The sequence below is a fragment of the Alteromonas lipotrueae genome (assembly GCF_019249255.1).
Taxonomy (GTDB): Bacteria; Pseudomonadota; Gammaproteobacteria; order Enterobacterales; family Alteromonadaceae; genus Alteromonas; species Alteromonas lipotrueae.
Genome location: NZ_JAESDJ010000008.1, coordinates 158,478 through 179,240, shown reverse-complemented (window position 1 = coordinate 179,240; position 20,763 = coordinate 158,478). Strand labels below are relative to the sequence as shown.

At 44.2% G+C, this 20,763-nt stretch carries 22 protein-coding genes; 16 read left to right on the top strand and 6 right to left on the bottom strand.

The features are described from left to right. The first annotated feature begins 40 nt into the window (after window positions 1–40). The 3 genes from KYS23_RS12985 to KYS23_RS12975 all read left to right on the top strand — a co-directional run bounded on the left by KYS23_RS12985 (window position 41) and on the right by KYS23_RS12975 (window position 1,739). On the top strand, window positions 41–604 hold the full coding sequence (locus KYS23_RS12985) for a CBS domain-containing protein (RefSeq protein WP_159533890.1): 564 nt from the start codon (window positions 41–43) through the stop codon (window positions 602–604). Window positions 605–777: 173 nt separating this feature from the next. Beyond that, the gene (locus KYS23_RS12980) at window positions 778–1,227 is read left to right on the top strand and encodes a hypothetical protein (RefSeq protein ID WP_159533888.1); all 450 of its coding nucleotides are present in this window, start codon (window positions 778–780) and stop codon (window positions 1,225–1,227) included. An 86-nt stretch (window positions 1,228–1,313) separates the two neighbouring features. Continuing rightward, window positions 1,314–1,739, top strand: a complete 426-nt coding sequence (locus tag KYS23_RS12975) for a hypothetical protein (protein WP_159533886.1) — start codon at window positions 1,314–1,316, stop codon at window positions 1,737–1,739. 43 nt (window positions 1,740–1,782) lie between these two features. Here KYS23_RS12975 and KYS23_RS12970 read toward each other — a convergent pair whose 3' ends face one another. Continuing rightward, window positions 1,783–2,739 carry an alpha/beta fold hydrolase gene (locus KYS23_RS12970; protein WP_159533884.1) on the bottom strand — a complete coding sequence of 319 codons (957 nt, stop codon included), beginning with the start codon at window positions 2,737–2,739 and terminating at the stop codon, window positions 1,783–1,785. A gap of 138 nt (window positions 2,740–2,877) precedes the next feature. Between KYS23_RS12970 and arfB the strand changes: the two genes are divergently transcribed. From arfB to KYS23_RS12950, 4 genes are all read left to right on the top strand, one after another. Next, window positions 2,878–3,291, top strand: a complete 414-nt coding sequence (gene arfB / locus KYS23_RS12965; RefSeq protein ID WP_159533882.1) for an alternative ribosome rescue aminoacyl-tRNA hydrolase ArfB — start codon at window positions 2,878–2,880, stop codon at window positions 3,289–3,291. 150 nt (window positions 3,292–3,441) lie between these two features. Next, window positions 3,442–4,119 carry a hypothetical protein gene (locus tag KYS23_RS12960; RefSeq protein ID WP_159533880.1) on the top strand — a complete coding sequence of 226 codons (678 nt, stop codon included), beginning with the start codon at window positions 3,442–3,444 and terminating at the stop codon, window positions 4,117–4,119. A gap of 173 nt (window positions 4,120–4,292) precedes the next feature. Beyond that, window positions 4,293–4,946 carry a hypothetical protein gene (locus KYS23_RS12955; RefSeq protein WP_159533878.1) on the top strand — a complete coding sequence of 218 codons (654 nt, stop codon included), beginning with the start codon at window positions 4,293–4,295 and terminating at the stop codon, window positions 4,944–4,946. 152 nt (window positions 4,947–5,098) lie between these two features. Continuing rightward, the gene (locus tag KYS23_RS12950; protein ID WP_218418983.1) at window positions 5,099–6,103 is read left to right on the top strand and encodes a hypothetical protein; all 1,005 of its coding nucleotides are present in this window, start codon (window positions 5,099–5,101) and stop codon (window positions 6,101–6,103) included. Window positions 6,104–6,132: 29 nt separating this feature from the next. Here the strand turns inward: KYS23_RS12950 and KYS23_RS12945 are convergent, their stop codons facing one another. Further along, window positions 6,133–7,479 (bottom strand): S8 family serine peptidase, encoded by a 1,347-nt coding sequence (locus tag KYS23_RS12945; RefSeq protein WP_218418982.1) that lies wholly within the window; start codon window positions 7,477–7,479, stop codon window positions 6,133–6,135. Window positions 7,480–7,726: 247 nt separating this feature from the next. Here KYS23_RS12945 and KYS23_RS12940 point away from each other — a divergent pair, with 247 nt between their 5' ends. Genes KYS23_RS12940 through KYS23_RS12930 form a run of 3 tightly spaced genes read left to right on the top strand, consistent with a single transcriptional unit; the run spans window position 7,727 to window position 9,571 of the window. Then, on the top strand, window positions 7,727–8,215 hold the full coding sequence (locus KYS23_RS12940) for an RNA polymerase sigma factor (protein WP_159533872.1): 489 nt from the start codon (window positions 7,727–7,729) through the stop codon (window positions 8,213–8,215). After that, complete coding sequence (locus tag KYS23_RS12935) at window positions 8,212–9,060, top strand: anti-sigma factor (RefSeq protein ID WP_159533870.1); 849 nt, start codon at window positions 8,212–8,214, stop codon at window positions 9,058–9,060. Before KYS23_RS12940 ends, KYS23_RS12935 begins: the two co-directional genes overlap by 4 nt. Further along, entirely contained in the window at window positions 9,050–9,571 is a 522-nt protein-coding gene (locus KYS23_RS12930) for a CC0125/CC1285 family lipoprotein (protein WP_218418981.1), read from the top strand. The genes KYS23_RS12935 and KYS23_RS12930 overlap by 11 nt, the downstream gene beginning before the upstream one ends. 114 nt (window positions 9,572–9,685) lie before the next feature. Here KYS23_RS12930 and KYS23_RS12925 read toward each other — a convergent pair whose 3' ends face one another. Together KYS23_RS12925 and KYS23_RS12920 are read right to left on the bottom strand one after the other, a co-directional pair. Continuing rightward, window positions 9,686–9,877, bottom strand: coding sequence for a CsbD family protein (locus KYS23_RS12925; RefSeq protein ID WP_126874026.1), 192 nt, complete (start codon window positions 9,875–9,877; stop codon window positions 9,686–9,688). A gap of 196 nt (window positions 9,878–10,073) precedes the next feature. Then, complete coding sequence (locus KYS23_RS12920) at window positions 10,074–10,853, bottom strand: siderophore-interacting protein (RefSeq protein WP_159533866.1); 780 nt, start codon at window positions 10,851–10,853, stop codon at window positions 10,074–10,076. A gap of 491 nt (window positions 10,854–11,344) precedes the next feature. Here KYS23_RS12920 and KYS23_RS20845 point away from each other — a divergent pair, with 491 nt between their 5' ends. The 5 genes from KYS23_RS20845 (at window position 11,345) to KYS23_RS12900 (ending at window position 17,535) form a co-directional block, all read left to right on the top strand. Continuing rightward, the gene (locus KYS23_RS20845) at window positions 11,345–11,476 is read left to right on the top strand and encodes a hypothetical protein (protein ID WP_258544374.1); all 132 of its coding nucleotides are present in this window, start codon (window positions 11,345–11,347) and stop codon (window positions 11,474–11,476) included. Between the two features lie 690 nt (window positions 11,477–12,166). Then, complete coding sequence (locus tag KYS23_RS12915) at window positions 12,167–14,752, top strand: efflux RND transporter permease subunit (protein WP_218418979.1); 2,586 nt, start codon at window positions 12,167–12,169, stop codon at window positions 14,750–14,752. A 1-nt stretch (window position 14,753) separates the two neighbouring features. After that, window positions 14,754–15,680 (top strand): outer membrane lipoprotein-sorting protein, encoded by a 927-nt coding sequence (locus tag KYS23_RS12910; RefSeq protein ID WP_218418978.1) that lies wholly within the window; start codon window positions 14,754–14,756, stop codon window positions 15,678–15,680. 83 nt (window positions 15,681–15,763) lie between these two features. Next, window positions 15,764–17,224: a hypothetical protein gene (locus tag KYS23_RS12905; RefSeq protein ID WP_246604386.1), complete on the top strand. Its 1,461-nt coding sequence runs from the start codon at window positions 15,764–15,766 to the stop codon at window positions 17,222–17,224. A 92-nt stretch (window positions 17,225–17,316) separates the two neighbouring features. Beyond that, a complete protein-coding gene (locus KYS23_RS12900; RefSeq protein ID WP_218418977.1) occupies window positions 17,317–17,535 on the top strand; it encodes a YgaP family membrane protein in 219 nt (72 codons plus the stop codon). A 70-nt stretch (window positions 17,536–17,605) separates the two neighbouring features. Here KYS23_RS12900 and KYS23_RS12895 read toward each other — a convergent pair whose 3' ends face one another. Together KYS23_RS12895 and KYS23_RS12890 are read right to left on the bottom strand one after the other, a co-directional pair. Further along, window positions 17,606–18,430 (bottom strand): 5'-nucleotidase, lipoprotein e(P4) family, encoded by an 825-nt coding sequence (locus KYS23_RS12895; RefSeq protein ID WP_246604384.1) that lies wholly within the window; start codon window positions 18,428–18,430, stop codon window positions 17,606–17,608. Between the two features lie 171 nt (window positions 18,431–18,601). After that, window positions 18,602–18,991, bottom strand: coding sequence for a YybH family protein (locus KYS23_RS12890; protein WP_218418975.1), 390 nt, complete (start codon window positions 18,989–18,991; stop codon window positions 18,602–18,604). A gap of 570 nt (window positions 18,992–19,561) precedes the next feature. Between KYS23_RS12890 and KYS23_RS12885 the strand changes: the two genes are divergently transcribed. After that, entirely contained in the window at window positions 19,562–20,701 is a 1,140-nt protein-coding gene (locus tag KYS23_RS12885; protein WP_218418973.1) for an FG-GAP repeat domain-containing protein, read from the top strand. The last annotated feature ends 62 nt before the right edge of the window (window positions 20,702–20,763 follow it).

Here is a 20,763-nt window from a genome sequence, read left to right as displayed (position 1 = left end):
ATCCATCTATTAAATTTGTTAACTATTTAAGGGGAAGGTAATGCATACCTTACAACTTCATAAAACCGATGCCGCCGATCGTCTAGCTTGGCCTGTAGTTGAAAACAAAGTGTCTGTCACATCATCAGCGATGGCGGTATTCACAGACTTCAAACAATACATGCCGCACGTGATTGACGAAAATGCACCCGCCACACGCGTCGAAAAAATCATGCGCCAATCTCATGTGCGTATGATGCTGGTGGTAGATGCCAATAATGCATTCACCGGCATTGTTACGTCACAAGACGTAAGCGAACAGCATATTGTGCAGAAAATTGCTGAATTAAAAGTGCCTAGAGACGGCTTAGTGGTGCGTGATTTCATGCAGGCGAAAACGTCTTTAATGTCATTCGATTTCACAGAATTGACAAAATCGTCAGTGGGAGATGTGGTAGAAACACTTAAAGACTATGGGCAGCATCATTGCCTAGTTCTGGACAGAGACTCTCACGAAGTACGGGGTGTTATTAGCGTTAGCGATATCGCCCGTGAATTGAGAGCACCGCTTGATGTTCAAGATAAGCCCACGTTTTCTCAGTTGATTCGAGTGTTGGCCGCGTAGCTAAGTTCATAATATTACCATGACCGAGGCTTTCGACAATGCCCGCTGTCGCTTGAGATAACCGGTTTTGATATCAGGCCCTCACCATTGTTGAGGGCCCCAAGCTTACTTTATTTCGAATCTTGAAATCATTGTCTATAGTTTGGTTGTGTAGTATTGCAGTGCAGAGAATTATGAAACCAGTACATGGCTCCTTTGTTGTTACTCGGTGTGGGAACGTTATGCTTACTCAAGCTTACGGACCTTGGAACAGTGAGTGTGTTGATGGCTTAGTACTTGATTATAGAGGTAAGTCTATCAATATGCATGGTAGCCGCTGGGGGGATATCGTGATTCTAGAAGGAGAATCCTTGCTAATTCCGGATGCTGAGAGCCTTCTCGCTGAACGTATATCCGCAGTACGTCACCTTGGACTAAGTCATTTGGCGTTAGTACTTGAATCATCATTCGTAAAATCAACAACCCGAAATCAACTTGACGCGGTATACCGCCAAACAGGTGTGGACTTTTCTTTCTATGATACCTATGCAGAAGCAAGGGCGTGGTTAACTCATTTAGGTTACACCCTTGATGAAGAAGCAGAGCGCGGCCACTTTGTGAAAACCAAACAACATTGCCAGTAGTTGCATGAAACTCAGCAAGTTGGAATGATTTTCGCAATGTTCTCGATAAGGAAGATGTTTTAAACGACTTAAATCGAGGCCAAACTATGATCCATAGCACCTATCCACCCAGTGTTGTTATAAAAGCTTTCACTTGGGCTTACCAAGAAGTTGGCTTGAATCAAGCAGAGGCTGCTGATTTACTTGGCGTTTCTGAAACATCCCTATCGCAAACTACTCTGCTTGGATTCGAGCACGGAACAACAGAGTATCGTAGACAGCTCTCTTTCATCCGTATGTATCATTTACTCATTGCGTTGTCAGAAGGGGACAGTGAGGCTATGCAATTATGGTTTCAGCAATACCAGAGTGGAATAAGAACCTCGCCTAAAAACCTGTGTTTTACATCAGACGGTATTGAAAAAGTGACTGATTACTTACGCGAGCTAAAGCAAACGGCTGAGTTAAGGCCAAGTCTGTCACATTTACGAAGTGCTAGCGTAAGCACTGCTGCTAGAGTGGTTACGCATTAGACGTATTACGCGGTGCATAAACAGGACGAGAAACTTAGTTTTGTTAAGAGCGCTTACTCTGTGCGTTTACGCCGTTCACTTTGTTGATAAAATTAAAACAGGCTTCTGGCTGTGTATTAATTATCATGTGCCCCGCGTTGGGGATCACCTCAGCCATACTATTGGGAAGCGACGCAGCAATATAAGACATATGCGCGTCGGGTGATAAAATGGCATCTTGTTCACCGTACAAAATACCCACCGGGCAAGAAATTTTGTCGTAATGTTCGAACTGTTTATACAAACTTTCTGTGGAAGCTACCATGTCACAGCTAGCTTGATAAAAGCTCTCTGAATGAAGCGCCAGTGCACCACCGCTTTCACTTCCAAAATTTGAGGGTACCCGCTCTGGGAAAAAGATTTGAGCGACCTGCTTTTTACCAAGAAATATACGCAGTGGTGCGGCCAGTGTACTACTAATAATACTGCGCAATCCTTGGTAAGGAATGTACAGCACAGACAATGGACCAGGTCCTTTCGTTAAGGGGACGGTTAAGGGGCAAAGCAGCGAGATTGATTTAATTCTATCCGGTGCATCCAGCGCCATGCGTAAAGCAATAGCGCCTCCCATAGAGTGCCCTGCAACAAAAGCTTCATGTATGTTCAACTGCGACATCCAATCTAAAATAGCGGCACTTTGAACGTTAAAATCTGCCGATGTGTTACGATGACGGGTAGAAAAGCCGCTTCCAGGGCGATCAATACTATACACGGTATAATGCTTGGCTAACTGATTCGCTAAGGCAGTAAAATTAAGCGCATTCCCGGATAGGCCGTGGATAAGAATAAGAGTAGGACCATCCCCTTGTTTGGTGTAGTGAATCTTTTCTTGCTGCACGTTTGAAAATTGGCCAGGTGGGCGGAAGCTTTTTTCGATTTTCTTATCGATGTGTTGAGTAAAAAACCATGACGCCAGTAACAGGCAGAAGGCAAATGCGACAACAATATAAATGATCACCACAATGTGTTTCCTTTATTAGTGTAATTAGTAAACTAATAAGAAATGAATAAACAGTCAATGTAAGCCTTTTTCAGAGGCTAAAAGTACAATGTATAAACCGTCAAATAACGTACAAGTGAAGAATTTAACCGTTAAGCTATGATTACGATTACCCCTACTATCACGCTAGAAGATAGCGACATTGAAATGCAAGCCATTAGAGCACAAGGTGCTGGCGGGCAAAATGTGAATAAAGTGAGCAGTGCTATCCATCTGCGCCTCGATATACCTGCTTCATCTTTGTCTCAAGAGGTGAAAGATACGTTGCTAAATACAAAAGACAGTCGAATTTCGAACGACGGTGTTTTTGTTTTAAAAGCACAAAATTCTCGAACCCAAGAACAGAATCGGGAAGATGCCATTGTACGTTTAAAAGCGTGGATAGTCAGTGCCACTAAAAAACAGAAACCAAGGAAGGCAACCCGCATGAGTCGAGCGGTTAAAGCGAGGCGTGGCGAGGCCAAAAAGCAACAAAGTGTGAGAAAGTCTATGCGGAAAAAAGTGGATATTTAACCTTCTTTAGCCTAAAGTATAGCTCTTCAGCGACGTCGTTTCGTAAAATGAATGGAACATTCTACGTATTAATGAGTTAAATACGAAAAATATACGATTAAAGAATACGTTTTGCGCTCAAGCTGTTATGGATATTAGGGAACATCTTCAATGACACGGTCTGACATTATACCAATGGTACTTTTCGCTGCCATCGTTGTATCGCTTGGGATAAATACGCCACAAGCGGCTAACGAAATAATAGCGAAACTCTTCGGTAAATCTATTTCAAATAGCGAACTACAACCTAGTCAAAGTGATGTCGATCGCTTCCAGTCAATTCTTAGTGACAAATCTGAAGTTGAAATCCGCAAACTGTTAGCTCAGCGTGCGTTAGGCACTAAAATTAGCGAATCTGTTATCGCTGACTTCGCCGACGAAAACAATATTGAGCCTTCAAAAAGCGAAGTTGAGTCTGCTTACGCGGTAATTAAAACCTGGACAATCGATTTAAGCCACAATGCTGAATACTCAGATGAAGAAGTTGAACGTTATCGTTTAGCCATGGCAGAGGGTATGGCCAAGAGTTGGAAAGTGTCTAAGTCACTGTATGAAGCCTTTGGTGGAGACGTTGTTTTCCAGCAAAGTAACCCGCTTACGCCTGTTGGTGCCTATAAAGAATTGTTCGAGCAATATCGTTCACAAGGCGAGTTTGTCATTTACGATCCTGTCTTCAAAGCGGCTTTTTGGGAGTCGGTAAGAATGCGTTACTCCAATGTACTTTCTCAAGAAGATATCGATTATTCATCGCCTTGGTGGGAAGCTGGACTCAATGCTTCTGGTGATTAATGTCTTTATATGACATTGTTTTATATAACGTTTATAATATATTGAGTTGAATAAAACGCCCCGCTTTAAGCGGGGTTTTTTTATTTGTGAAAAATTTTTATCGTTTGTTGGGAATAAACTCTGAGGTTCATCCGTTATTTAAGTGTCTTTGATGAAAAACAGGAAATAAACGAATGAACAAACTACATACTGCTTTAATTGTTGCACTAGGTCTTACTTCAAACGTGGCGCTGGCTCAGGCTGTAACAACGTCTGTTTCAGTGTCCAATAGCACCCAAGCTTCAACCAATGTATCTGGTGAGCAAGCAAGTGCTACTCAGTCAATGTCCTCACAAACTTCAGCTTCTGCAAACGTAGATGCACAGTCAAATAGTGTTACAGAAACTGAAACTGAAGCTGGCAGCGAAACGCAAAACGCAGACCAGGCTGATGCTACTGCCACTACTAACGACACATCAGAAACATCTGATGCGGCAAGCGGCGAAATGCTTACTCAACTTACCAGTGCCCAAAGTGCTCTTGTAGGCAGCGGTGCGGCAACGCAAACCATTGCTTCTAATGCTGCAGGCGCCTTAGATATTACCGCTTCAACAGCCACAGATAGGGTATCAGGCGCCGTTGATAGCAGTGTATCGCAGGCGGTTGATATCAATGGGATGGTGTCATCAACACTAACCCAGTCGGTTGAGACGGTAGCGCAATCGCAGGTTGAAGAAAGCGTGGCTAGCCAGGTATCTGGTCAAGTAAGTGGGCAAATCGAAAATACGGTTTCAAGCACTGTTGAAAATACGGTGACTGAAAGTATTACTGGCATTCTAAACCAGTAACAGTCGCGCGGATTAACGTGTTCGACGAACCGTGATCAGCCGCCACCTCTCGTTATTCCTATAACCTTGCAGGTTATAAAAAATAGGAGGGGTGGCGCTATCCTCAGCCACGCTTTTAACCACATCGTTATTCGATTTAGTAGGAAACCTGCATGAGTCATAAAACCCCCACACCAATATTGAGCGTATTGAGCTTGTCTATTGCATTAAGCTTAATTGGCAAAATTGCCATGGCGAGTCAGTCAGAAAACAGTACAGAAACTGACGAGCACAAGGTGGTAAATGTGACTGGAGAAGCCTATATCGGTGCTCATCACGACTCAAATGTGAACGTTAGTGAACTTGATACGAATACCGACACATCCGACTCAGCAATTAAAGGGAATGCGAAGCTTAAGCTAGCGTTAATGCCTACCGATAAATGGCAATTCACTGCGTCTGCACAGCATAGTGAAACGCGCTACAACGCACTGTCAGATTTTGACCTAGCTATCACTACCTTGTCGGGCGAGGCGAGTTACCAATTGTCTTGGACTAAAGTTGGCGTTCATCACTATTACGCAAATGCTGACCTTGATAACAATGCTTTTCTCACTTACCAACAAAGCGGTGTTTCATTGGCCAACAGTGCGTTTACGCAAGGTTACTGGCGATTAAGTGTCGACACCATCGATAAGTCGTTTGAATCGGTGCCAGAGCGCGACGCCGATGCGCTATCTAGCCGCATTGACGGTTTCTGGTTTTTTGAAAACCAAAGCTTTATTCAAATGGGTGTGAAATATCAAAATGAAGAAGCCCTGAACCAAGCGTTCGACTATACCAGCTATGGTATTGACGCCAGTTATACCTACCCCGCCAACTTGTGGGGTAATGCGCTCGACATAAAGCTCGGTTATGAAATGGAGAATAGGCATTATGGTCAAGGTAGCCAGCGCAGTGAGCCAACCTCTTCAGGAGCGCCTTTTAGTGAGTTTGAACAACAAGCAGGCGGTAGAAGGGAGGACGATAGGCATGTCTTTAAAGCGAGCATAGAATATGCTGCTATGGAGAACTTGGATTTTATCGTAAGCACGCAATACAAAGACTATGCATCAACCCTAGTGTCGGCGGACTATCAAGAAACCATTGCTGAAATTGGTGTTAGATTTCATTTTTAATAGCACAATAGCATTCACTGTTGATTTCACTAATGGAGAATACCTACGCCAAACACCGGGTCCCGTCCCGGTGCTCCAGCATCTATAGCTTGGTCGCGCAATGTGGCTAACGCTTGGGCTGGATTTGAACTAGCACGAAATAGGCAGGCATAGCGGGCTGAAACGAGAGGGGTTGCCATCGATGTGCCTGTCTCACGGCTAGTCGTACCATCTGGATGTGCGACTTCCACTGAAACACCGCTGGCAGCAAAATCAACATAATTACCTTGGTTTGCCCATCGATAGATAACGTGCTTACTGTCTACCGCAGTTACCGCAATAGTCGATGGATATGCTGCGGGAAACATGGGTGGTGAGGCGGGTCCTTCGTTCCCAACTGCGGCCAAAATTTGTACCCCTTGCTCACTTATTTTTTGTATAACTTTTGACAGCACTGGGTTTTCTGGTCCTGCTAAACTCATATTAATAGCATCAACTTGCTTGGCGACTAAATAGTTGAGACCATCAATTAATGATAATAAAGTCGCGCCCTGACTAATACTGTTTCGCGTATAAAAGACGCTAGCGTTATAAAGGTGGCTCCCTGCAAGCATGTTATCTGCTAATAAGCCGGCTACTGACGTACCGTGTGCTTGAGTAGTCGGTAACGCTTGTGGAAGAAAAGATTGCTGTTCAATGACAAGGTGTTTCAATAACTCGTGGTTTTGCGCAATGCTGGTATCTATCATTCCTATACGAACAGGCGCTTGGCAAACTTTCGGTTTATCAGTGGGCGTTGTGTTAGCGAGCACGTGTTGGCTGTTATTCTGGCTATCTGGGTTGCCCTTGCTTTGCGCTAAATAAATGTGATTTCGGCCTACCTGAGCTTTTAGAGATTCCGGTAAATTGTTTCTTATTTGAGACAGTTCATCAAGGCTAGTACTTACCTTTAAACGGTAAATCCATTGGCCTATAGCGGTTAAATAGTGAGACGACTCAATGGTGATGTCGGGGTGAGAAAAGTGAGTTCTGTCAGCCTCGCTACCCACAAACAACCACTCTCTTTCCACCGCTAAAAATCCATCAGGGGCTTTTATTTCTTTTAGTACAAGACTGCCTGCAGGCGAAGTGAGGCTAAGGGGAGATGGTACAGTAAATTGTGGGGTAGGTATGTTAGCTAAGGAGCCAAATGTGCTTTCAACGCCTTGTTCTACCTGAGCTTCAAGCACATCTCGCACGGTGCCTACATCGACCGGTACACTATCAATAATAGGTGTAACGGGTTCGATTATTTGACGGCCAATAGTTAGCTGAGCATTGGCATTCGAGCTGGTCACGCTGCCCACTGAAAGTATAAAGCTGCCTACTACGAGCTGACAAAGCGATCTGCACTTCATAATTTTACCTCATTTGCTTTATGGCTGAACCTAAACTGGCATCACACGGCCTAGTGTGCTTTTTACTCACCACGAGTGGTTCACTCAATCCATAAATAAAGCTGGCATAAAACGTGCCCTTATTAATGGATAACCCTTTTCTAGTACTTAGTTAACGTTTGTTGGTGTAAAAAATTCCCTTTTCATGGGAATAAATCACGGCATCAAACGTTAACTAGGTATAAAGCATGATTTCATAGGAAGTTGTATGAAAGAAGAAGTGACTGAACTCGTTCCATCATTGAGAAAATTTGCGTTTTCACTTACCGGCAATATACACGATGCTGATGATTTACTGCAAAATACGATTGAGAAGCTACTGACTAAACCTTTGCCACAAGATGCGACACTGATGGCATGGGCGTTTCGTGTTTGTCGCAACATATGGATTGATGAATATCGTGCGCAAAAAGTGAGGGCAAATGCGGCGGTTAGCCCTGAATTACAGGTGCAGGATGAGGCGCACTTGGATGAAGCGCTTTCAGGTGGCATTACGCTAAAGCAAGTGAGTAAAGCCATGGGGGAATTACCCCCAGAGCAACGAGAGACCTTGTCACTTATTGCTATACAAGGAATGAGCTACGCAGATGCTTCAGAGGTACTTGAGGTGCCTGCTGGGACTATTATGAGCAGACTTGCTAGGGCAAGAAGCAAACTCAGTAATATGCTAAACCCACAACAAGAGGTGGTGTTATGACAATATCTGACGAAATGCTTTGTGCATTTTTAGACGCAGAACTTAGCGATGACGACATGGAACATGTCAGAACTGCTATTGCCAGTGATCTTGCACTGTCAGACCGCTTAGCGTCTTTAGCGCAGGTAGACATGATGGTGAAAGCAGCGGCTGATGCTGCAACGCAAAAACCTTTACCTAATAGCGTAGTGGCATTACTTGCAGATGATGCGACCTCAGAAGCCTATCTTAAGCAAGCGGATTTCGACTCAGACCATGTAAGTGCAAGCCAGGCAAGTGAGAGCATGCCAAGCAATGTTACTTCGTTTAATCGCAAAGCCCAAGACGCTAAACGTAGTGGAAAGTGGAAAGTCCCTTTATCGTTAGCGGCTGGAGTGGCGTTAGTGGCAGGGCTAACCTTGATGCAATCAGAGTATACAGACCCCCTTGACCCTGCTGGCACTTCGTCAACGAATAACCATTGGGCGAATGTATCTACAGCCCTCGATAATAATTTAACGGGTGAGGTGATGGTAACCGATGCGGGCATGGAGATAGTGCCACAACTGTCGTTTATGAATAAACAATCACAGTTGTGCAGACAAGCGCAAATACAAGGTGAAGATGAACTGAATATCATGATTGCGTGTAAAAATGAACAAGGCATTTGGCAACTTCACGCGAGTAAGCTGATGACAGCGGGTCGCAACAAAAGTGAGTATCAAACGGCAAGTGCCAATAAAGTACTTGATGAAGAGATAGATTTGTTAATGGTATCGACGCCATTAAACAGAGAACAAGAGCAGCAAGCTATTAATCATGGATGGCAGTCTAAGACTGCCGAAGGAGTCGTTTATGAAAACTAAATTTATAGCGTTTCTAGCAGTAATGCTAATGGCGGGGTGCGCGAGTCAACCCGATTATCGACAGGCATCTAATGGTGGTTTTGGGTATACCGAAAGTAAATTAAGTGAAACCCAATACCGCGTTCACTTCAAAGGTAGAGGGTCTGATAAGAGTAAGGCTATGGACTATGCCATGTACCGTTCAGCGGAGCTGACCTTACTGAAAGGGTATGATTGGTTTGTAGTAACCGATCGGGAAACCATGGTAGATAAAGAGCGCGTACAAGCATCGCCTCAGGTTGGCTTTAGCCAACGCTATGCACGTGTCACTGAATGTGGTGTCATTACGTGTAGAACGTCTTATCACCCTACAACCCAGTTTGAATCTGGCATCTTCGTAGGCGGCTCGCAAAAGAGCGAAATTGAAAGTATCTTGAATATTGAGATGGGAAAAGGTATACGGCCCACGTCGGCCACCAGTTTTGATGCGAGAGAGATAAGCAACAACTTAAAACCAGACACAGAAACCTGAGGCAAATTCCTGACCCGGAATTTTACCTCTACTGGTTACGTTGTTTTATATATAAAAAAAGCCCCAAATGGGGCTTTTTTTGTACTTCGAGCCATTAAGGCTTAGGTGAAGTGCCTAGTTGAAATGGTTATCCACTTCTTTTTCGGCTTCTTCACGGCTCTTGCCGTATGCTTGCTGAATTTTACCTACTAATTCTTCACGACGACCATCTATTACGTCTAGGTCATCATCGGTAAGTTTACCCCATTGCTGTTGTACCTTACCTTTCATTTCTTTCCAGTTGCCTTCGATACGATCATTGTTCATATGTTGCTCCTTTAAAAAGAATAACCGAGTGGTTATTGTGAACTGCACTAAATAAGTAGCAATCCCCATTCCAAAGATTAACATCATGAAAAATATAGATTTTTACTGGTTTAGAAGAGGGGGCTATTGCCAGCGCTCTGCATTATTTACAGGGCGCTGAAAGTCATACAGGGTTTTATGTTTCAGCGCGCCCTAGTTAGGCAAGTTGTTGTGCAAAGGCTTCAACATCTTGGCGCTTGTCTATCTTATGCTGGTCTTCACTGCGCCCTTCACGCCAATAGCTGCTAATGTACACTTGGCTGTGGGGCACCTCTTTTTCGTCCTTAAGCCACGAACGAATTTTTCTCATTTGAGAAAATTCACAGGCAACCCATACAGCAGGGGTTCCTTGTTGCCAGTCAATACGCTGCAAGGCGTCAGACAATGTTGCTTCTTTTTTAGATATCCACTGAATCGATACGCCTTCAGGCTTTTCTAACGTGGTAGCATCGGTTTCATGTTCAATAGCTATAACTGCAATGCCTTTAGTATGGCTAGGAAGTGCTTGTAAATAGTTTCTAATACTGGGCAGCGCTGTCATGTCGCCTGCGAAAAGTACCCAGTCATAATTCTCTGCTAACGCTTTACTGCTACCAGGGCCTGCAATAGTTAGCTTGTCACCTTCTTTTGCGCTTAGCGCCCATGCGGCGGCGGGGCCAGTTACTCCATCTTTTGCATGGACTACCATATCAATGGACATTTGTGCTTTTTGTCTATCGAAGCTGTTTATCGTGTAGGTACGCATAGCAACGGGTTTATCTTTGGCAGGCTGAACGACAGGGTCACCATTTAAATCAAAAAGTAACTTAACGTAAGCACCAGGGCGAGTGTCTGGAAAGTCTTCTAATGTAGCGCCGCCAAGGACAATACGTTGCATGTTTGGTGTTATACGGAAAGACTCGATAACTTCAACAACACGAGGTGCGGGTTTAGACATGATTTTCTCCAAATACGACAGTGGATATAGCTTATTTGATAATAGTTCTCATTTCCATTTCTAAGATTGGGATGAAATCTAGCTAATAATTCTGGTTTTTAGAAAAGTAATTTTGAAGCAGGAAGTGGCATTTTATTACAGGCAAAAAGAAAGGGGCTAAAGAGCCCCTTAAGAAAAACACAACATAACTTGGAAAACACATTTACACTTCACAAAGCCAACACACTAAATGACTTCATGTATTAGTAAGAGCGGTGAAATAAAGAAAAGTTCAGCAAAATACAAAAATAAATAAAAAGTTTTTAAAACAGTGATTTTTAGGGCTTCTTTGACCTTAGATATAGTTGTTTAAAAAGAAAAAGTAAGTGCATAAAGTCACAAGCAAAAAAATGCCCGCCAAAGGCGGGCTAAAATCAGAGGTATATAAAAGGCCGGGAAGGGCCTTAGAGGGGAGAGGCACGCTGTCGAGTGACAGCACACTAATAATATCTATGATATTATTAGTGTTCCTCGATATGGCCATTGCTGAAGGCATAATGCCGGGTCAACAGAGCCAAATAGGTTACAATCCTTTGTTGCACATGGACATCAATGTCTGTGCCAGTGATGTGGGTATCCAGTAGCAATCGCGATAATAGCGTTTACTACTCTGCATCCTGCAGGCCTTTACGACTTAATCCAAGTCACCATCACATTCAACTGGCGCAAAAACAGATAATCGGTCATTCACGTCAACAAGTCCTTAAAGCAAATCAACCCACTCCGTGGTGATTGCTTTGTCGACATCAATGTCAACCTTGCTCGTCATCAAGACGCATCCTTTTTCAACATCCGTGTTGGCGTTAAACGTATTTAACTTTCCGATAAACAACAGAGCGACGTTAACCTTGCTATCAATCCTTGCATCCTTGGCCGACGAAGTTCCTTTTACGTCCAATGTTGTCAGCCTGCGCAGATAAAGTCTGTAATGTCATGGTTACCTTCGTGGTAACGGTATGCCTTCCTAGCATCATGCTCTACACCTGTTGTTATCCGTTAGTCTAATTAATGCTAAACTTGTGCCAAAACTAAAGGTCGTTCAAGTTTATTTGTAAATTGTTGATGTGTATCTATTTTGATCTATATTTTAAACGTTTGGGGTTTTATAGGCGTATGTTTATAAAACGAGGTGGGAAATTTTTTCCTACTGCTGTGTCGTTTTTTACCGACATGTACATACACAATGTCAATCACGGTTACCTTGCTTGAAAATGTGCTTGTTTACTGCACAATTTACAAATATAATAAAAATCTAATATATTAAGGTTTTTGATATGAAATTAGCAATTGATATGCTTTTGCATGTAAGCACGCACAAAGGGCGATGGGTGTATTTTTTTCTCGCCGTGATAACGGCATTTGCCGCTTTTCAAATGCGGTTAATTCAGATTGATACCGATCCTGAAAACATGCTGGCGGAATCTCATCGTGCTCGTACCTTTCATAATGAGGTAAAGCAAACCTTCGCCATGCACGATGCGATAGTGGTTGGCTTGGTGGTAGCGGACAATCTTGCAAAAAGCGACGAGTCCAAAAACGGCATATACACGCCAGAAACCTTGGCGGCCATCCACCAGGTGACTAACCATGTACTTGCCATAGAGGGTGTTATTAGCCAAGACGTCATGGCATTTTCAACGGTAGACAACATTAAGCAAGGTAGTGACGGTAGTCTTGAATTTTCATGGTTAATGGCCAGCCCACCTGAAACCGAAAGCGCAAGTGCTGAACTACAAAAATCTATCGAAAGACTGCCGTTACTGTACGACACACTGGCTGCGTCTTCAGGTAACGCTGCTGCTATTTATATCCCTATTGCCGACAAGAATGAAAGTTATCGCATTGCCCAAGATATTCGCGCTTATTTAACGAATGTTCACACGGCAGGCCAATGGCACATCACAGGTTTACCTGTTGCTGAAGATCAGTTTGGGGTAGAAATGTTTGTGCAAATGGCCATTGCTGCACCTGCGGCTGGTGCCATGATTTTTATTCTTCTGTTCTTCTTTTTCAGAAATTGGTCGCTTATTACTGCGCCCATGATAGTGGCGATGGCTACAGTTATCATTACCATGGGTGCTCTCATTGGCATGGGATTCACTGTGCACATCATGTCATCCATGATTGCCATTTTTCTCATGCCAATCGCGGTAGTCGACTCAGTACACATATTGTCTGAATTTTCCGACCGTTATAAGCCAGGTGAAAATGCAGGTAAGGTGATCACTCACGTGGTTGAGCACCTGTTTAAGCCCATGCTGTTTACCTCACTCACTTCATCAGCAGGCTTTTTCTCTTTAATGCTAACCCCGATACCGCCCGTGCAGATCTTTGGTGCTTATATTGGCTTTGGCATTTTATTGGCATTTTTAATTACCCTTACGTTTATTCCCGCTTATATATCCCGTATGTCACCTGCGGCATTAAACAAACTTCAAGTCGCGCTGCATCAAAATGAAGAAGCTGACAATAGTGAAGGCAATACCACGTTACTAAAACGTACCGTTAATAAACTACGTTATATTGCGCTGAATCACAGAGCGCTGATTATCGCAGTATTTGGTGCAATTACTCTTGTATCAGCGTGGGGGATTACCCAAATTAATATTAACGACAACCCCGTACGTTGGTTCAAAAAAGACCATGAAATAAGGGTGGCAGACAGGGCCTTAAATACAGAGTTTGCGGGCACGTATAATGCCTATTTGGTGATTACAGATACCAATGAAAACATTGATGCAAGTAAGGTGTTAAATGAGGCAAAACTACCTTCAAGTTTAGATGAATGGGTTGAGCAAACCCAGGCCGCGATAAGCCAGAACGATGACGCTAACAAAATGTCGGAGCTTGCCATGCGCATTGATGATGCGTTGTTTAGCAATCTCAACGATAATGAACAAACGGCGTTAGACAGCTTATTGCAAGTCGTTGATGCCGCGAATGGGAATGCCAATACCTTCCAACAGCCCGCAGTACTTGAGCATATTGAAAGGTTACAAGCGTACTTGGCTACTCAGCCTTTAGTTGGTAAATCACAGTCTTTGGTTGATGTAGTTAAAGTGGTGAATCGTGAGCTTCGCTCTGGTAACGAGGAAGATTATGTATTGCCTGCTAACAACCGAGGCGTGGCACAAACACTAATGCAATATCAGTCTTCCCATCGTCCGCAAGACCTGTGGCACTTTGTCACGCCGGATTATCGCCAAACCCTGATTTGGCTGCAGCTAACCAGCGGTGATAACCAAGATATGACGAATGTGATTTCGCTTGTTGAAGATTATTTTGCGAATAACCCACTACCGGAAGGGCTGAACTACGACTGGGCGGGTAAAGCCTATTTAAATGTGGTGTGGCAAGAAAACATGGTAACAGGCATGTTGGAAAGTTTGCTTAGCGCTTTTGTCATTGTATTTGTGATGATGGTACTGCTATTTCGTTCTTTTGTTTTTGGCGTACTCGCCATGCTCCCCCTTACCATCACGATTACCTTTATTTACGGGCTTATTGGCATTGTGGGAAAAGACTACGACATGCCTATTGCTGTACTTTCGGCGCTTACCTTGGGACTATCTGTCGATTTCGCTATTCACTTCCTTGCTCGGGCGCGGGAAATCTATAAGGAGACGGGCAGTGTGCCAGACACCTTAGACGCTATGTTTGATGAGCCTGCCAGTGCAATAACGCGCAATGCGTTGGTGATAGCACTGGGCTTCACCCCTTTACTGCTAGCGCCGTTAGTGCCTTACATAACGGTGGGTGTTTTCTTGGCGAGTATCATGGCGGTATCAGCCTTGGTTACGTTGTTGGTCTTACCCGCGGCCATGGTATTTCTAAAACGTTGGGTTTTTAAAGGAGCTTAATATGCGTAAATCTGTGCTTCACATCACAAATGTTAATCGCGATTTCCCTGGTATGGCACGCGCTAATACTCACATTAACACTCACATCAACACAAAGACCTCCAACTCGAGTGTTCGTGTTTGGCTAACGAGTATGTTGCTACTTTGCTTTTCTTTTGCCGCGGTGACTCCCGTTACCGCGAATGCGCAAGAAGACGTGGCGAGTATTATTGCGAAGTCAGAAAAGGCCGCCTATTACGCAGGCAATGACGGTAAATCAATGGCGCGAATGATCATTGTAGATAGTCAAGGGCGCAAACAAATGCGTCAGTTCACGATTTTGCGTAAAGACGTGCTAAACAATGAAGGTACTGAAAGCGGCGACCAAAAAATGCTGGTGTTTTTCAGCCGCCCAACCGAAGTAAAAGGCACGGTGTTTAGAGTTGAAAAGCACACCAACATTGATACCGATGATGATCGTTGGTTGTATTTGCCGGCCCTTGATTTAGTAAAGCGCATTGCCGCTGGCGATAAACGCACCTCGTTTGTCGGTTCACACTTTTTTTATGAAGATGTGTCGGGCCGTGCAGTGTCAGAAGACAACTTCACTATGCAAAATACCACCGATACCCACTATGTGTTACGCGCAACGCCTAAAAGCGCCGGTAGCGTAGAGTTCTCACATTATGTCGTAGAGATAGACAAGCAAACCTATTTACCTACGCTAATAAACTTTTTCAAAGGAGATGATAATTACCGCCGTGTTGAAGCGGTATCAGTAGACACAGTTCAAGGGTACCCAACGGTAGTACGAAGCAAGGTGTCTGATTTAGCATCAGGCGGTTATACCTTAATGGAATTTCGCGGTATTCAGTACGATATCGCCTTGCCGGACAGCATATTCAGTGAACGGAGCTTGCGGGTTCCTCCACGAGAGTTTGTGGAGTAATCGTGATGCGGGGAGCACAGCTTTTTTCAGGGAAATGTTTTGATAGCGCACCTTTTGAGACCGAGCCACTGGGAATCGCGCTATTGGGAAAGAAATCACGTGGAGCGGCGCTACTTGCACTAGCGCTGCTGGGAATAAGTGTTTCACTACCGGTGTATTCACAAGAACTGCAGAATGAAATTGCACAAGATATACCCGCTAAAACTGAACAAATCGACAACCCTGAGCCTGCTAGTGACGATAGTTTGGAAAATGAAGGCTGGGAGGATGACAGCTGGGGCAACGAAGGTTGGAGTGACGATAATTGGGATAGCGAAGACTGGGGCGAGAAGGATATTAACGCTACCGCTTACACCTTAAGCGGATTTGTCGAGCTCGCGGCAGGAAACCGAGTGGCTAATGATGCCGCCATTGATGCTAGCAGCACCTTGCGAGATGCAAGAGTGCAATTGCGTGCTGACTATGCGCTAGCAGCATCAAAACTTAGTTTTCGGGGCGATGCGTGGTACGACGGCGTTAAACATCAACGAGAATTTCAGATACGTGAGCTAGCATGGCAAGGCAATCTTGCTGCCTTGGGCCAATGGGGCAATGCTTTTGATCTAAAAATCGGACAGCAGGTGCTTACCTGGGGAACTGGTGATTATGTTTTTCTAAACGATCTTTTTCCAAAAGATTATCAGTCATTTTTTTCTGGCCGTGATGATGAGTATTTAAAAGCGCCCAGTGCTTCTATTAAGCTATCGGGGTATTGGGAGGCCATAAATATAGATGTTGTGGTGACACCTGAATTTGAACCTGATATCGGTATTACAGGAGAAGTATTTTCCTTTTTTAGCCCCCAAGCCAATGAAAATATCGCGCCAGCTTATACCGTAAGTAATGACAATACGCCAAGTGGTAGTGAAGTGGCGTTGCGGGCGCATCGTACATTTAGCAGCTCGTTTGGGAGTATTGAGGCTGCGCTTTACGGATATCGAGGCTATACCAAGCAACCTACGGCCACAGATGAATTGGGTGCGCCGCGTTATAGCCGCTTAAATGCCATTGGCGCCAGCGTAGTTATGCCGTTGGGTAAAGGGATTGCAAATGCAGAGTATGCGTATTACCGGAGTGTAGATGATAGCGAAGGAACTGATCCATCTGTGAGTAACTCCCAGAGCCGGTATTTACTTGGTTATAGCCAAGAAGTAATGGCTAATGTAACGGGCGCTGTGCAGTGGTATACCGAAGCCACTCAACATCATGATGCTTTATTGGTTCACTCACTCTACCCAGAATATGAGCAAGAAGCGTATCGGTATTGGGTTACAGGTCGTATTACATGGCAGGCATGGCGACAAACCCTCACCATCAATAGCTTTCTATTTTATTCGCCTACGGATAATGATGGTTACTTGAAAGCTAGCGCCAGCTATTCCCCTACCGATAAGTGGCAGGTTCGAGGCGGTGTTAATTTATTTAGTGGCGAAGAATCGCATACGTTCTTTGCTCAATTCGAAGACGCCAGTAACGTCTATTTTGCATTTAGGTTTTTTTATTAGTTTGCGCAGCAAACAAATGTAGTCGCGATTTTTGTACGAATTAGCGGTGTACCATTAATTAACTGGGTGCGATTATTTAAGAGGAAATGATAATGTCTCAAGAAAAAGCATTAACCGCTTTTGCGGGTTTCATGGTGTTGTTATCGGTAGTGTTAACGGTGTGGGTTCATCCAAACTTTGTATGGTTTACGGTATTTGTTGGCGCCAACCTATTTCAGCAGAGTTTTACTGGCTTTTGCCCCGCCAGCCTTTTTTTTAAAAAGGTATTGGGGCTAAAAAGCGAAAGAGAGCTGGCTCAACAGCAAAACTAGTTTAACGATAAGCTAATTACAGTACTAGTTAGGGCACCAGTTAGGCTTAAGCGTTTAAGGCTAACTACGCTTACCAAGAACCATACATAGGGTTAGGTAAAATAAACAAGCTAGTACCGACTTCAGGCAGTATCGCTGGCAGATAAGCGTCTTCCTGCGTTACTCCTTGAAAATCTTCAATATTATCGCCAATTTGCATAATAATATTATGCGGTTTGTTCCAACTATCACTTGCTGCTTCATTAGTAAGTGAGCAAGCTGGCGAGCCTTGTTTTACAGCATTACGGCGACGATCTTTATCGTTCACAATGTACTTATGATCAACGGCCTCTTTGTCGGCAGGTAATCTGCCCATAATACAGGTGTTGCTTGGTGTAAGCGGCAAGCCCATAGCAAGCAAGTTATTCCATGTGTGGGCGTCTAAGGTTTTATCGCGATTAGTAATAAGGGCAATTTTCCCGCCTCTTTCAATCACCGTTGCTAGAAACTTGTCTACACCAGGAACCAACGTAGCTTCTTCTCGTTTAATCCATGCATTCCAGCTTTCGCTTGAATAACCCATGCCTTTCGACTCACGCTCTTCTTGATAAAGGCTGTTATCAAGCACAGTTTCATCTACATCTAATACAATCACCGATGGGGTTTGTTGATTATCAAAAGACGCGGGCAATGCAGCGGTAGCTTGTTTGTAAACATAGGCACTAAGGAGTGGATATTCTTTGCTCTGGCGTTGGTATTTCACTGAGTTTGATAGTGAAAACGAAGCTTCTGGTGCGACGGCCGCGGTGTCAGCCTGTTGTGTGGTAACACATGCCGATAGCGCACTTAGCGCTAAACAAGACACGGCAATAGGTCGCAGTGCGGTCTTAAAAGAAATCGAAGCAGTGGTAAACATGTTTATAGTCCTTGCTTAGCGTTAACAGTCTGTATTCGCCAATGAAAATTTTGATGCGTTACTTTGACACAAAACGTTCCGGCTTCAAAATAAAGGTAACTTGCCCGAGCTTCACTTTGTCGTATTACTGATAAAACTGACTAGCGCCGGGCCTAATGCTTCTGCAAAGTCTCAGGCAAAGTCGAGTAAATCGGTGCCAAAGAAGTTATCGATAATGCATCGCCATTCACCGCTGTCGTTTCGCTGCATCACATACACCGCTCGTTTGCCTTCGCAAGGTAATGTGTGGGGAGCGGCTTTTGGCACTAGGTAAAGCTTAGCGATTACTAAGGCTACATCACCCGCCTCAATTACAATTTCATCGCCGGTGGTAACGATATGCTCCGGCATGTATTTGCGTTGGAAAGTTTGTAGTGCGCTAACACAATCGTGCTGGGCTGTGCCTTTCAGCGGCGTAGATACCACCTTGGCATTATCGCCATAGCAGGCGCTAACCGAAGCAGGGTCGTTTTCGTTTACCGCGTTGTGCAAACGGGCTAATAACTGAGTGATGTTGTTCATGGCTGTCGTCTCGTTTGTTTTTACCGCGAAGACAGACTTAAGAAAAACCCGCCTTGGCGGCGGGTTTTAGTGATGTTTTACGTACGCACTAACTTTCCCGCCAATTATTAATAATAATAGCGAGGAGGATAATTGAGTTTAACGCCAAACCTTGGCGCGGTGCTGAAAACAGCAATGTGCGTAATGTCATAACCGCAGTATTTAATTTGCCGAATAAAAAGTCAACGACTTTGTATTGTTTCAATAGTCAGTGAGGGCGAAGCGCATGCCTCATGACACGCCGTAAACCCATCCATGGGGGCTCCGCTGCCGCATCCTTGCGGTAGAGGGTCATGAGGCTCGCTCTCAACCCTCACTCTGAAACATAGCGGGCTACTTCGCCACAGCATCCATGCTGTGGAGGGTTCCGATTGCCCTAGTACACCATCTATACTGAGTTCGTACGGTAGTAATCGGCAAGCCTGTGAATCACATCGTCCACTCTTTGCTAGCGTGCGACAAGATGCGTAGCACTTTTTTATCTCATGGGTATGCTTTTATAAGTGGAGTTACGGTAAATGAGGATGAAACATGAATAAAGTGAGCGTAGCAATTTATTTCCTTTCTATGTCTATTAGCTTACTTTGCGCTTACGCTTTGGCAGATCCTATTAAAATTGACGACATAAACTACACATCAACCATTGTTGAAGTAGGGGCTGGGCAACCAACAATTGTCGCATCTGATATTAACGCCGATGGAAACCAAGATGTGGTTATTGCTAACGCATCCGACAATAATATCATTACCTATCTTTCAGACGGGAAGGGTACCCTAAATCGCGGCGGAATTTTTGCTGCAGGGGATAGCCCTTCGGGGTTAGCGTTATCAGACATAAACGCAGACGGACACGTTGATGTGGTTGTTGCCAATCATGAAACTTCGTACATTACTGTGCTCTTTGGCAAGGGGGGTGGAACCTTTGTCGAGCCGCCGCATTCCCCCTTAAATATTAACGTAAAGCCTCATCCCCACGTTGTGAAATTAAGTGACCTTGATGGTGATGAAACGCCAGATTTAATTGTAGATAACAGAAGCCACAATGGGCTTCTGGTACTAAAAGGCTTAAGTGCAGGAAGATTTAAAACGCCTGGTAAGGTTATTAACGCTGGTGGTGACCCATACCGAGGGTTTGCTGTTCGCGACATCAATAACGATGGTTTTGAAGATATTGTTACTCCAAATCAGCGAGATATTGGCGTATTGCTAAATACTGGCGATAAGCAAATGCGCTTTTCTTTAAGCATGTTAGCCCAACCGGAATCGCCCTTTGCTATTGAACTTGCTGATATGAATGGCGATGGAAACCATGATGTTATCGTAGCGACAAATGGCAGTGTGATTACCATTATGCTGGGCGATGGTCGTGGTAATTTTCTAAAAGTCGCTAAATCAGAATTTAACGCTTCAGCAGGCGCTAAACAAATTGCCACGGGCGATATAAATGATGACGGAATTGATGATGTGTTAATCAGCAGTTGGTCAGGTGAAGTGCTTGCAATATTGGGAACTAAGTCGTCATTTAAGTCTATAAGTTTCAAGCACCCTCAAATTTCAAACCCCTGGAGCCTTGCCATTCTCGATATAAATCAAGATGGTAAAAGTGATTTTGTCATTGGAGATGGTGACAGTAAACGGGCTGCTGTGTATGTTAGTAGCAATGACTTGTAGGCGTTGAGTTATTTAGTGTAGCTTTTAAGTAATCAACAACGTCAGAAATAATATTCGTGCGC